12 protein-coding genes are annotated in these 12,134 nt (G+C 73.9%); 4 read left to right on the top strand and 8 right to left on the bottom strand.

The genetic code is table 11. The features are described 5' to 3' along the window. The first annotated feature begins 33 nt into the window (after positions 1-33). The gene (locus tag CRP39_RS06325) at positions 34-552 is read left to right on the top strand and encodes a hypothetical protein (RefSeq protein ID WP_097205418.1); all 519 of its coding nucleotides are present in this window, start codon (positions 34-36) and stop codon (positions 550-552) included. A gap of 49 nt (positions 553-601) precedes the next feature. On the opposite strand, the gene CRP39_RS06320 is transcribed toward CRP39_RS06325, so the two are convergent. The 4 genes from CRP39_RS06320 to CRP39_RS06305 form a co-directional block, all read right to left on the bottom strand. Further along, complete coding sequence (locus CRP39_RS06320; RefSeq protein ID WP_245853646.1) at positions 602-1,885, bottom strand: M23 family metallopeptidase; 1,284 nt, start codon at positions 1,883-1,885, stop codon at positions 602-604. A 241-nt stretch (positions 1,886-2,126) separates the two neighbouring features. After that, positions 2,127-2,948 carry an ATP-binding cassette domain-containing protein gene (locus CRP39_RS06315; RefSeq protein ID WP_097205414.1) on the bottom strand — a complete coding sequence of 274 codons (822 nt, stop codon included), beginning with the start codon at positions 2,946-2,948 and terminating at the stop codon, positions 2,127-2,129. Continuing rightward, positions 2,945-3,886: an ABC transporter permease gene (locus CRP39_RS06310; RefSeq protein WP_216359635.1), complete on the bottom strand. Its 942-nt coding sequence runs from the start codon at positions 3,884-3,886 to the stop codon at positions 2,945-2,947. The genes CRP39_RS06315 and CRP39_RS06310 overlap by 4 nt, the downstream gene beginning before the upstream one ends. Before the next feature lie 121 nt (positions 3,887-4,007). Further along, positions 4,008-4,994 carry a sugar ABC transporter substrate-binding protein gene (locus CRP39_RS06305; RefSeq protein WP_097205413.1) on the bottom strand — a complete coding sequence of 329 codons (987 nt, stop codon included), beginning with the start codon at positions 4,992-4,994 and terminating at the stop codon, positions 4,008-4,010. A 128-nt stretch (positions 4,995-5,122) separates the two neighbouring features. On the opposite strand from CRP39_RS06305, the gene CRP39_RS06300 reads away from it, so the two are divergent. Then, a complete protein-coding gene (locus tag CRP39_RS06300; RefSeq protein WP_097205411.1) occupies positions 5,123-6,187 on the top strand; it encodes a Leu/Phe/Val dehydrogenase in 1,065 nt (354 codons plus the stop codon). 184 nt (positions 6,188-6,371) lie between these two features. Further along, a complete protein-coding gene (locus CRP39_RS06295; protein ID WP_097205409.1) occupies positions 6,372-6,590 on the top strand; it encodes a DUF3073 domain-containing protein in 219 nt (72 codons plus the stop codon). Between the two features lie 116 nt (positions 6,591-6,706). Here CRP39_RS06295 and purM read toward each other — a convergent pair whose 3' ends face one another. Together purM and purF are read right to left on the bottom strand one after the other, a co-directional pair. Continuing rightward, positions 6,707-7,783: a phosphoribosylformylglycinamidine cyclo-ligase gene (purM, locus tag CRP39_RS06290; RefSeq protein WP_097205408.1), complete on the bottom strand. Its 1,077-nt coding sequence runs from the start codon at positions 7,781-7,783 to the stop codon at positions 6,707-6,709. Next, on the bottom strand, positions 7,780-9,339 hold the full coding sequence (gene purF / locus CRP39_RS06285) for an amidophosphoribosyltransferase (protein WP_097205855.1): 1,560 nt from the start codon (positions 9,337-9,339) through the stop codon (positions 7,780-7,782). Before purF ends, purM begins: the two co-directional genes overlap by 4 nt. Before the next feature lie 155 nt (positions 9,340-9,494). On the opposite strand from purF, the gene CRP39_RS06280 reads away from it, so the two are divergent. After that, positions 9,495-10,130 carry a DUF5701 family protein gene (locus CRP39_RS06280; RefSeq protein WP_245853643.1) on the top strand — a complete coding sequence of 212 codons (636 nt, stop codon included), beginning with the start codon at positions 9,495-9,497 and terminating at the stop codon, positions 10,128-10,130. Positions 10,131-10,160: 30 nt separating this feature from the next. Here CRP39_RS06280 and CRP39_RS06275 read toward each other — a convergent pair whose 3' ends face one another. Together CRP39_RS06275 and CRP39_RS06270 are read right to left on the bottom strand one after the other, a co-directional pair. Beyond that, positions 10,161-10,772 carry an MBL fold metallo-hydrolase gene (locus CRP39_RS06275; RefSeq protein ID WP_097205405.1) on the bottom strand — a complete coding sequence of 204 codons (612 nt, stop codon included), beginning with the start codon at positions 10,770-10,772 and terminating at the stop codon, positions 10,161-10,163. A gap of 73 nt (positions 10,773-10,845) precedes the next feature. Further along, entirely contained in the window at positions 10,846-11,934 is a 1,089-nt protein-coding gene (locus CRP39_RS06270; RefSeq protein ID WP_097205403.1) for an S-(hydroxymethyl)mycothiol dehydrogenase, read from the bottom strand. Positions 11,935-12,134: the final 200 nt, after the last annotated feature.

The raw sequence follows: 12,134 nt of genomic DNA, 5'->3' as shown, positions 1-12,134 counted from the left end.
CCGGGGGTCGTGCGCAGCGGTTAGCGTTCGCCCATGCGCGCGCCCGCCACCCTCGTCCGCTCCGCCGTCGCCGGAGCCGCGGCCGTCCTGCTGCTCACCGCCTGCGGCGGGTCCGGGGAGGACGAGCCGGCCGCCTCGTCCAGCGCCCCCTCGTCGAGCTCGGCGTCGGCCACCAGCGAGCCGGCCGGGACGACCGCGCCGGACCCGGCCGCCGCCGAGTTCTGCGGGCAGGTGACGACGGCGTTCTCGACCTTCAGCAGCCTGCAGACGGCCACCCCGGCCGAGCTCGCCGCCAACCTCCCCCAGATCGTGGGCACGCTGGAGCAGGTCGAGCCGCCCGCCGAGATCGCCGGCGACTGGGAGACGTTCGTCGGCAGCCTCCGGCAGCTGGGGGCCACCGCGGCGACGCTGGACCTCAGCACCCCCGAGGGACAGCAGCAGCTGGCCGACGCCGAGCAGCAGCTGACCCAGGGGCTCGGCGCCGCGCAGACGAACCTGCTCACCTACATCTCCGCCAACTGCGGGCTCGGCGGCGCCGCCCCCACCGGCTGAACGCCCCGGAGTGGCCGCCGCGCGCTCGCGACGGGCGAGGGGCCCTCCCTCAGCAGCCGCTGATGCTCACGCCGCGGGAGCGCATCCACGGCACCGGGTCGACCTGGCCGCCGTACATGGCCCCGCTCGGGTGGATCTCGAAGTGCAGGTGCGGGCCGGTGGACTGCCCGCGGTTGCCGACCTCGGCGATCTGCTCGCCGGCCACCACCCGCTCGCCGTCCCGCACGAAGTAGCGGTTGACGTGGCCGTAGACGCTCACCGCGCCGTCGTCGCCGCGGATGTAGACGGCGTAGCCGAAGCCGGTCGCGGTGCCGACCCGCTGCACGACGCCGGAGTGGGCGGCGTACACCGGGGTGCCGATCGGCGCGGCGATGTCCACGCCGCCGTGCAGGGCACCCCACCGCCAGCCGAAGCAGCTGGACGTGCGGCCGGAGGTCGGCTTCACGTACGGGCCGGACCCGCCCGAACGCCCGGGGCTCGCGCTCGCCCCGCCGCTCCCGCTGGAGGCCGCCGACCGGGCGGCCGCGGCCGCGGCGGCGGCCTCCTCGGCGGCGCGCCGGGCCGCGGCGGCGGCGGCCGCCTCCTCGGCGGCCTTCTGCTGCTGCCACGCCTGGTAGGCGTCCCGGGCGCCCTGTAGCTGCAGCAACTGGATCTGCGCGGCCTGCAACTGCTGGTCGTAGCTCGCCTTCTGCGCGGCGACCTGGTCGTAGGCGGCCTGCTGGGCCGACAGCTGGCTGTCGGCGGCGGCCTTGGCCTCCTCCGCCGCGGCCTCGGCGGCGGCCATCTCGTCGCGGGCGGCGCGGGCGGCGGAGTCGGCGTTGGCCTGCTGGACCCGGGCGACCTCGAGCTGGCCGAGGACGTCGAGCTGGTTCTCCGAGACGTAGTCGAGCATCGCCGCTCGCTGGACCAGCTCGGCCGGACCCTCGGCCTCGAGCAGCACCGCCGCGGTCGACAGCGTGCTGCCGTTCATGTAGCTGTCCCGGGAGAAGCCGGCGATGCGGGCGGTGGCGGCGGCGACTGCCTCCGCGGCGACCTGCAGCTCCGCCGCGGTCCGCTCGGCGGCGGCCTGGGCCTGCGTGAGGGCCTCCTCGGCGGCGAGGTAGGCGGCACCGGCGGCCTCGGCCTGGACGGCGTAGCGCTCCAGCTCACCCTCGGCGGCGGCGACCAGGGCGGCGATCCGGCCCACCTCGGCGGCGGCGGCGTCCTGGGCCGACCGCGCCTGGCCGATCTCGGCGTCGCTGGGGTTGGGCGGCGGCGCGGGAGCGGCGCCGGCCGGGGCCGCCGTGCCCAGCAGCACCGCGCCGGCCACCGCCCCGGCGAGCACGGCCCGCACGGCACGAGCACGCGTCCGCGAGCGGTGCGTCGCGGCCCCGGTGGGTCCGGACGCGCGCCGACGGGGACGGCTGTGCAGCATGACGCTCCCTGGTGAAGAGGGGCGGGGGCTGACGCAGCGTGACAGCGTCACACCGGGTGACAAAGCCAACACGCGGCACAGTCGTCACGCCGTGCCCACGGAGCGCCTGCTCCCCTCCTGTCCCTCTTGTTCTCGTCACCCAGAGGGGTGACCTTGAGGCCTAGCTGCCGTCTTTCTGCGGCAGGGGCCGTTCCAGCTCCGTCGTGAGCTCCGCGAGCTCCGCGCCACCGGCCATGAGGCGGGTGATCTCCTCGACGCTGACCTCCCCCTTCGCGAAGTCGCCGAGGCTGCGCCCGCGGCCGAGCAGGAGGAACCGGTCGCCCACGGGGTGGGCGTGGTGCGGGTTGTGGGTGATGAAGACCACCCCGACGCCGCGGTCGCGCGCCTGGGCGATGTAGCGCAGCACGATCCCGGCCTGCTTCACGCCGAGCGCCGAGGTCGGCTCGTCGAGGATGAGCACCCGCGCGCCGAAGTGGACGGCGCGGGCGATCGCCACCGACTGCCGCTCGCCACCGGACAGCGTGCCCACCGGCTGGTCCGGGTCGCGGATGTCGATGCCCATCGCCAGCAGCTCGCGCCGGGTGACCTCCTTGGCCCGGGCGGAGTCGAACCGGCGGAACGGCCCCCGCCCGCGGGTCGGCTCGGCCCCGAGGAAGAAGTTCCGCCAGATCGCCATCAGCGGGATCATCGCGAGGTCCTGGTAGACCGTGGCGATCCCGGCGTCCAGGGCGTCGCGCGGCGCCGAGAAGGACACCGGCTGCCCGTCGAGCAGCACCTGCCCGCGGTCCGGCCGGTGCACCCCGGCGAGGATCTTGATCAGCGTGGACTTCCCCGCGCCGTTGTCCCCCAGCACGCAGGTGACCTCGCCGGCCCGCACCGTGGTGCTGATGCCGTCGAGGGCGATGACGGAGCCGAAGTCCTTGCCGACGTCGCGCAGCTCCAGCAGTGCCGGTCCGCCCAGCCCGGCCCCGGGGTCGGTCATCGCCGGGCCGCCTCGGCGTAGCGGCGGACCAGCCGGTTGGCCAGGACGGCGAGCAGCAGCATCACCCCGAGGAAGAAGTAGAACCAGTCGGCGTCCCAGCGCAGGTAGACGATGCCCAGCTGGGTCATGCCGAAGATGAGCGCCCCCAGCGAGGCGCCCACCGCCGAGCCGAAGCCGCCGGTGAGCAGGCACCCGCCGATGACCGCGGCGACGATGTAGATCAGCTCCTGGCCGATGCCGGTGTTGGCCTGCACCGAGGTCAGCCGGACGGCCAGGGTGGTGCCGACGAACCAGGCCGCGGCGGCCGTCGTCATGAACAGCGTGATGGTGGTGCGCCGCGCGGGGACGCCGACGTTGCGCGCGGCGACCTCGTCCCCGCCGGTGGCGAACACCCAGTTGCCGAAGCGGGTGCGCAGCAGCACCCAGGTGGCCAGCGCGGTGAACAGCACCCACCACAGGATCGCCACGCGGAACTCCACCCCGGCGACCTCCAGGCGCGAGGCGAACACCCACTCCGCGCTGCCGTAGCCGCCGGCCGAGGCGATCCCGCCGGCGCTGACCGTGCCGGTGAACAGCTTGGTCAGGCCCAGGTTGAGGCCCTGCAGCATCAGGAACGTGCCCAGCGTGATGATGAAGCTGGGCAGTCCGGTGCGGGTCACCAGCCAGCCGTTCAGGAAGCCGATGGCCAGCGCGACGACCAGCGCCGCCGCGATCGCCACCCAGATGTGCTGGCCGAACTCCGTCGCGACGATCCCGACCGTCAGCGCCGTCGTCCCGGTCATCACCCCGGCGGAGAGGTCGAAGTGCCCGCCGATCATGAGCAGCGCGACGGCGACCGCCATGATCCCGAGCGTGGACGCCGGGTCCAGCCAGTTGGCCACGCCGCTGAGCGAGCGGAACACCGACGACTGCAGAGCGAAGAACGTGAAGATCACCACGGCGCCGATGAGGGCGCCGAGCTCGGGCTTGACCAGCAGCCGCCGCAGCGGGCCGACGGCGGCGACCCGCTCGTCGGCCCGGGCGGGCGCTGCGTCGGTGGCGGTACTCAGCGGGGCCTGCTCATCGGGTGCCGGCCGAGGCCAGGTCGGCGATCTCGTCGACGTTGTCCGCGTCGACGATGCCGGGCCCGGTGAGCACCGGCTGGCCGCCACCGACGGTGTTCAGGTTCTGCGCGTACAGCTTGAGCATCACGACCGGCAGGTACCCCTGCTCGAACTGCTGCTGGTCGACGGCGAAGGAGATGTCGCCGGCCTGGATGCCGCTGATCACGTCCTGGTTGAGGTCGAACGTGGCGATCGCGGCGTCGGACCCGGCGTCGGACGCCGCGGCGACGGCGACCGCGGCCACCGCGGAGTTCAGTGTCAGGACGCCGTCGATGCTCGGGTCGCTCTGCAGTTGCGAGGTGATGGTCGACTGCGCGCCCTGCAGGTCGTTGATGTCCACCTGCAGCGGCGTCAGCTGCCGCCCCAGGCCCTCGGCCGCGCCGGCGCAGCGCTGCTCGTGGCCGATGTTGCCGGCCTCGTGGACGACGCACAGCACGTTCTGCACGCCGTCGGCGGCCAGCCGCTCCCCGGCGCCCCGCCCGGCGATCACCTCGTCCTGGCCGACGTGTCCGATGGCGCCGAACTCCGCCGACCGGTCCCCGCCGGAGTTGATCGTCACGACCGGGATGCCGGCGGCGACGGCGACCTCGATGGAGTCCTGCAGCGCGTCGGGGTTGGCCATCGAGACGACGAGGCCGTCGACGTCCTGGTTGACCGCGGCGTCGATGAGCTGGGACTGGCGCTGCGGGTCGCCGTCGCTCTGGTAGTCCACGGAGACCCCGAGGTCCTCGCCGGCGGCCTCCGCGCCGTTCTGCACGACGTCCCAGAAGGCGTCCCCGGCCGAGCCGTGGGTGACCACGGCGAAGGAGAGGTCCCCGCCGCTGTCGGCGCCGCCGCCGCCACCTCCACCCCCGCTGTCCCCGCTGCCGCCCTCGGTGGTGCAGGCGGCGAGCAACAACGGCGCCGCGACGGCCAGTGCGAGCAGTCGCTTGGGTGCAGCCATGGGTCCGTCGTCCTCCGGGTCGGTGGGGGTTCCGACCCAGGATCATGCCCGCCCCCGCGTGCAGGCGCGGCGCAGACCCACCCTCCCGGGCACCCGGTCGGGGATCCTGCGCGTTCTACGCTCCCCGCGTGGACGTTCTCGGCTCCGGTCACGAACAGGTCGTCTTCTGCTCCGACCCCGGGTCCGGACTCCGCGCGGTCATCGCCATCTACTCCACGGCACTGGGCCCCGCCCTCGGTGGCACCCGGTTCTACCCGTACCCCAGCGAGGACGCCGCGGTCGCCGACGCCCTGGCCCTGTCGAAGGCCATGGCCTACAAGAACAGCCTCGCCGGGCTGGACCTCGGCGGCGGCAAGGCGGTCATCATCGGCGACCCGCACACCGACAAGACGGAGGCGCTGCTGCGCGCCTACGGCCGGTTCGTCGAGTCCCTGGGCGGCCGCTACCTGACCGCCTGCGACGTGGGCACCTACAACGCCGACCTCGACGTCGTCGCGCGGGAGACCCGCTTCGCGCACGGCCGGTCCGAGGCGTACGGCGGTTGCGGCGACTCCTCGGTGCTCACCGCCTACGGCGTCTTCCAGGGCATGCGCGCCGCCGCGCAGCACCGCTGGGGCAAGCCGTCCCTCGCCGGGCGCACGGTCGCCGTGGCCGGCGTCGGCAAGGTGGGCGGCTGGCTGGTCGACCGGCTGGTCGAGGACGGCGCGGACGTCGTGGTCACCGACGTGGACGCCGGCGCCGTGGAGCGGGTGCTGGCCCGCCACCCCGCCGTGGACGCCGTGGCCGACACCGCGACGCTCGTCCGCACCCCCTCGGACGTCTACGCGCCCTGCGCCCTCGGGGGCGCCCTGGACGACGAGACCGTCGCGGCGCTGGAGGCCGAGGTCGTCTGCGGCGGCGCCAACAACCAGCTGGCCCACGACGGCACCGCCGAGCAGTTGCTGCGCCGCGGCATCCTCTACGCGCCCGACTACCTGGTCAACGCCGGCGGCGTGATCCAGGTCGAGGACGAGCGGCACGGGTTCTCCTTCGTCCGCGCCGAGGCCAGGACCGCCGGCATCTTCGACGTCGCGCTGCGCGTCTTCCGGGCCGCCGAGGAGCAGGGCGTCTCCCCTGCCGTCGCCGCCGACCGGCTGGCCGAGGAGCGGATGGCCGCCGTCGGCCGGCTGGCCACCATCCGGCTGCCGCGCTGAGCCGGGAACGGCCTGGTCCGGCGCTCGTTCCGCCCCCGAGCGGGGGACAGCGGGGGGAGACCCGTGCCCGTCGCCGATCCGTGTCGTAAGCTCGGTCGAGACACAGTCACTCAGTCGGGGTCGCCACGCGGGCCGTCCAGCCCGGAGCTGGGCTCCCGTACTCCGTAACGAGGGGGTCGAGCCGATGGGGCGCGGCCGAGCGAAGGCCAAGCAGACACGCGTGGCCCGTGAGCTCAAGTACAGCTCACCGAACACCGACCTCTCCGCTCTCCAGCGCGAGTTGGCCGGATCACCGTCGTCGTACGCCGCTCCTCACCGGGCGACCGACGACGACGAGGACGACGAGTACACCGACCGCTGGGCGGACGACGACTCGGACGACGACTGGGCCACCAGCCGTTGACCCGGGTGCGTCCGCACCTCCCGGTCTGACCGCAACGACACCGCCGCTCCTCCGGGGGCGGCGGTGTCGTTGCGCGCCCACCTCGCGGCGCCGGCCCGACGGGCAGGCGCCGGACGTCAGCGGTGGCTGCCGACCAGCCGCGTGGCGGTGTCGGTCGTGCGCTGCTGCACCCTGCCGGCGACCCAGGCGGGCACGCCGCGGTCCGTGAGCGTGGTCACGACGGCGTCGGCGACCTCGGGTGCGACGGCGGCGACCATGCCGACGCCGCAGTTGAAGGCCCGCTCGGACTCCGTGCGCGGCACCCCGTGCTCCTCGAGCAGGCGCACGGCCGCCGGCAGCGCCCAGGTGCCCCGGTCGAGCACCGCCTCCAGGCCGTCGGGGACGACGCGGGCGGTGTTGCCCGCCAGCCCGCCCCCGGTGATGTGGGCGTACGCGTGCACCCCGTCGACGCCGAACTGCGCCACCAGGTCCAGGCAGTCCAGCGCGTAGATGCGGGTGGGCTCGAGCAGCTCCTCGCCCAGCGGGCGGGACAGGCCCGCCGGGGTGGCGTGCAGGTCCAGGCCCGCGGCGGCGACCACCCGGCGGACCAGGGAGTAGCCGTTGGAGTGGAAGCCGGAGGACGCCATCGCGACCACCGCGTCGCCGTACCGGACCCGCTCGGGGCCCAGGACCGCGTCGGCCTCGACGACACCGACGGCCGTGGCGGCCAGGTCGTAGTCGTCGGCCCCCATGAGGTCGCCGTGCTCGGCGGTCTCCCCGCCGACCAGCGCCGCGCCGGCCTGCGTGCAGCCGGTGGCGATGCCGGTGACGATCGCGGCGATGCGCTCGGGCACGACCCGGCCACAGGCGACGTAGTCCTGCAGGAACAGCGGCTCGGCGCCGCAGGCCACCAGGTCGTCGACGACCATCGCGACCAGGTCGATGCCGACCGTGTCGTGCCGGTCCAGGGCCCGGGCCAGGGCGATCTTGGTGCCGACGCCGTCGGTGGAGGAGGCCAGCAGCGGCCGGCGGTACTTCGCGGTGTCGAGGGCGAACAGTCCGGCGAACCCGCCGAGTCCGCCGACGACCTCCGGGCGGTTGGTGCCCTCCACCGCCGTCCGCATGAGGGTGACCGCCCGCTCCCCGGCGTCGATGTCGACGCCGGAGGCGGCGTAGGTGAACGCGCTCTCCCCGGCGCCCCCGCGCTCGCTCACGGGCGGCTCAGGGCGTCGTCGGCACCACCGGGGACGGTGGCGCTGCCGGCCTGCTGGCCGGTCCAGCCGCTGACCGACCGGGTGGTGGTGGCGTCCACCCGCCGGCCGATGCCCTCCAGCAGGTGCTTGCCCAGCACCTCGGTCTCGCCGAGCGGGATCGGGTACTGGCCGGTGAAGCACGCGGTGCACAGGCGGTTCACCGGCTGCTCGGTGGCGGCGATCAGGCCCTGCTCGGAGACGTAGGCCAGCGAGTCGGCGTTGATCGAGGCCCGGACGCCGTCGACGTCCAGACCGTTGGCGATCAGCTCGGCCCGGCTGGCGAAGTCGATGCCGTAGAAGCACGGCCACTTCACCGGCGGCGAGGAGATCCGCACGTGCACCTCGACCGCGCCGGCCTCCCGCAGCATGCGGATCAGCGCCCGCTGCGTGTTGCCCCGCACGATCGAGTCGTCGACGACGACCAGCCGCTTGCCACGGATGACGTCGCGCAGCGGGTTGAGCTTCAGCCGGATGCCCAGCTGGCGGATCGTCTGCGAGGGCTGGATGAAGGTCCGGCCCACGTAGGAGTTCTTGACCAGGCCGAGGCCGTAGGGGATGCCGCTGGCCTCGGCGTACCCGACCGCGGCCGGGGTGCCCGACTCCGGGACCGGGATGACCAGGTCGGCGTCCGCCGGGTGCTCCTTGGCCAGCCGACGACCGATCTCCACGCGCGCGGCGTGCACGCCGCGGCCGCTGATCGTGGTGTCGGGGCGGGCCAGGTAGACGTACTCGAAGACGCAGCCCTTCGGCTCGGCCGCCGCGAAGTGCTGGCTGCGCAGTCCGTCCTCGTCGATGGCGATCAGCTCCCCGGGCTCCACCTCGCGCACGATCGAGGCGCCCACGATGTCCAGGGCCGCGGTCTCACTGGCCACCACCCAGCCACGCTCGAGCCGGCCCAGCACCAGCGGGCGCACGCCCTGCGGGTCGCGGGCGGCGTACAGGGTGGTCTCGTCCATGAAGGTGAAGCTGAAGGCGCCGCGCAGCTGCGGCAGCACCTCCATCGCGGCGGCCTCGACCGACAGGTCGGGCCGGGCGGCGATGAGCGCCGTCACCAGGTCGGAGTCGGTGGTGGAGGTGAAGACCCCCCGCACCCCGGCGTCGGCGGCCGTGACGGCCAGCTCGGCGGTGTTCACCAGGTTGCCGTTGTGGCACAGCGCCAGGCCGGTGCCGGCGTCGGTGGTGCGGAACGTGGGCTGGGCGTTCTCCCACGTCGACGCGCCGGTCGTCGAGTAGCGGGTGTGCCCCACGGCGAGGTGCCCGTGCAGGCTGTTGAGGGTCGCCTCGTCGAAGACCTGGCTGACCAGCCCGAGGTCCTTGTAGACGACGACCGAGGCGCCGTCGGACACCGCGATCCCGGCCGCCTCCTGACCTCGGTGCTGCAGGGCGTACAAACCGAAGTAGGTGAGCTTCGCGACCTCCTCCCCCGGCGCCCAGACGCCGAAGACGCCACAGGCGTCCTGGGGTCCGGGAGACTGGGGGTCGAGGTCGTGCGTCAGCCGTCCATCACCGCGAGGCACGCACCCCACGGTACCGGGGTGGGCCCCATCACCCGGCATCCACAGGGTGACCGTGCCCACGTCCCCGCGGTCCTCCGCGTCGCCACCCCGGGAACCCGGGACGGCGGCCGGCGCGTTGACCCCCAGCCCCGTCCCACGCTGCACCGGAGGTGCCCGTGCCGACCGCCCTGCCCACCACCACCGACCAGGCCGAGCGGCTGATCACCCTCGGCGCGCACGAGGTGGCCGGGCTGTCGGCCGCGGACCTGCGCAGTTGTGCCGCACACGTGCAGACCACCGGCGCGCTGCTCGTGCTGTCCCCCGACCGGGCGCCGGCCTCGGCGCTCGCGCCGCTGCTGGAGCTGCGGGGCCGCCGCGGTTTCGTCGTGACCGACATGACGGACGTCGACGCCTTCGTCCCGATCGAGGGTGTCGAGCTGCCCTCCGGGCCGGTCTACGTGCTGGAGGGCCTGGACCGTGGGGACGCGATGGCGAACTGGAGCCCTGACGAGGCGCTGCCGGCGCTCACCGGCGCCGGCCGGACGCCGCTGACGCTGACGGAGGGCATCCACTGGGTGCTGCAGGCGCCCGAGGTCCTCGACCGCAACCACTGCTTCATGACGATCGCCTCGCGGCGGCGCCGGCCGAACGGGGCGCTGGACGCCCGGACCCCGGCGCTGTGGATCAGCAACGGCACCGGCCGCGACGGCCGCGAGCGGCGCGACGCCCCGAAGGTCGGCTGGTGCTGGGCCGGCAACCGGCACACGTGGCTGGGCTTCGCCTCCGCCCAGCGACGTGTGCCGGTCACCTGAGGTGACCAGAGGACCCGGCCGCCGGACCGCTCAGTGGATGTTGTCGGTCTCGGCGGCGACGGTGGTGTCGTCGCCGTGGCCGGTCTTGACGACGGTGTCGCCGTGCAGCGTCAGCAACCGGGCCCGGATCGACTCCAGGATCGTCGGCTTGTCGCTGTAGGACCGCCCGGTGGCGCCGGGGCCGCCGCAGAACAGCGTGTCCCCGGTGAACACCGTGTTGAGGTCCGGCGCGTGCAGGCAGGTGCTGCCCGGCGAGTGGCCGGGGGTGTGCAGCGCCGTCAGCGTCGTCCCGGCGATCTCGAACCGGGTGCCCTCGGCCAGCTCGTGGTCGGGGGCGGCATCCGGGTGGACGACGTCCCACAGCATCCGGTCGGCCGGGTTGAACCAGATCGGCGCCCCGGTGGCCTCGCGCAGCGCCACCGCGGCGGTGATGTGGTCGTTGTGCCCGTGGGTGAGCACGATCGCCTTCACCGTGCGCCCGCCGACCGCCTCGAGGATCGGCGCGGCGTCGTGCGGGGCGTCGATGACGAGCACCTCGCTGTCGTCGCCGACCAGCCAGACGTTGTTGTCGACGTCGAAGTCCTGCCCGTCGAGGCTGAAGACCCCGCTGACGACGGTCTTGTCGATCCTCGCGGTGCTCATGACTCGACTCCGGACTCGTTCCGCTCCTCGCTCGTTCCTCGCTGCGATGCTCGCTCGCCCGTCGTCTTCGCGGTCACTTGAAGACGACCACCGAACGCAGCACCTCGCCGTGGTGCATCTTCTCGAAGGCGGCGTCGACGTCGTCGATGCCGATCGTCTCGGAGACGAAGTCGTCGAGCGGGAAGCGGCCCTGCAGGTACAGGTCGATGAGCATCGGGAAGTCGCGGCTGGGCAGGCAGTCGCCGTACCAGGAGGACTTCGTCGCGCCACCGCGGCCGAAGACCTCGATCAGCGGCAGTTCGATCGTCATGTCCGGCGTCGGGACCCCGACCAGCACCACACGGCCGGCCAGGTCGCGGGCGTAGAACGCCTGCTCGAACACGGCCGGGTGGCCGACGGCGTCGATCGCGACGTCCACGCCGAAGCCGCCGGTGTGGCCCTTGATGGCCTCCACCGCGTCGGTGTTCTTGCTGTTGACCGTGTGGGTGGCACCGAACTTCTTGGCCCACTCCAGCTTCCGGTCGTCGATGTCGACGGCGATGATCGTCGTCGCGCCGGCCAGCTTCGCCCCGGCGATCGCGGCGTCCCCGACGCCGCCGCAGCCGAAGACGGCCACGGACTCGCCGCGCTGGACCGCCCCGGTGTTGATGGCCGCACCCACGCCGGCCATCACGCCGCATCCCAGCAGCCCGGCGGCGGTCGGCGGGGCGGCCGGGTCGACCTTGGTGCACTGGCCGGAGTGGACCAGCGTCTTCTCCACGAACGCGCCGATGCCCAGCGCCGGGGACAGCTCGGTGCCGTCGGCCAGGGTCATCTTCTGGCTGGCGTTGTGGGTGTTGAAGCAGTACTGCAGCGCGCCCTTGCGGCAGGCACGGCACTCCCCGCACACCGCGCGCCAGTTGAGGACCACGTAGTCGCCGACGGCGACGTTGGTGACGCCCGCACCGACGGCGGAGACGACGCCGGCGGCCTCGTGGCCCAGCAGGAACGGGAACTCGTCGTTGATCCCGCCCTCGCGGTAGTGCAGGTCGGTGTGGCAGACCCCGCACGCCTGGATGTCCACGACGGCCTCACCCGGGCCGGGGTCGGGGACGATGATCGTCTCGACGGTGACCGGAGCACCCTTGCTGCGGGCGACGACGCCCTTCACCTCATAGGCCATGCGGGCAGCCTAGATCGGGCCCCGGACGCCGCCACGGCCGCTCCCGGCATGCGGAAGCACCGCCACGGTCGTTGAGTTCGCAACGGAACGGTCACGGTCGCCGCGCGGCAGGTCCGGGCCCGTCGTAACGTCCCCGGGGCTTCGTGGGCGTGAGCCCGTGACGCACCCCGGTGCAGCCGGGGCCACCCCTCGACCGGAGG

This window comes from Geodermatophilus sabuli (assembly GCF_900215145.1).
GTDB lineage: Bacteria > Actinomycetota > Actinomycetes > Mycobacteriales > Geodermatophilaceae > Geodermatophilus > Geodermatophilus sabuli.
Note: the sequence above shows the minus strand (reverse complement) of the source record. Positions and strands in the feature narration are given on the sequence as shown.

Coding starts and splice junctions, on each gene's coding strand:
- CRP39_RS06325 (WP_097205418.1), top strand. CDS start 34: ATGCGCGCGCCCGCCACCCTCGTCCGCTCCGCCGTCGCCGGAGCCGCG.
- CRP39_RS06315 (WP_097205414.1), bottom strand. CDS start 2,948: ATGACCGACCCCGGGGCCGGGCTGGGCGGACCGGCACTGCTGGAGCTG.
- CRP39_RS06305 (WP_097205413.1), bottom strand. CDS start 4,994: ATGGCTGCACCCAAGCGACTGCTCGCACTGGCCGTCGCGGCGCCGTTG.
- CRP39_RS06295 (WP_097205409.1), top strand. CDS start 6,372: ATGGGGCGCGGCCGAGCGAAGGCCAAGCAGACACGCGTGGCCCGTGAG.
- CRP39_RS06275 (WP_097205405.1), bottom strand. CDS start 10,772: ATGAGCACCGCGAGGATCGACAAGACCGTCGTCAGCGGGGTCTTCAGC.
- CRP39_RS06270 (WP_097205403.1), bottom strand. CDS start 11,934: ATGGCCTATGAGGTGAAGGGCGTCGTCGCCCGCAGCAAGGGTGCTCCG.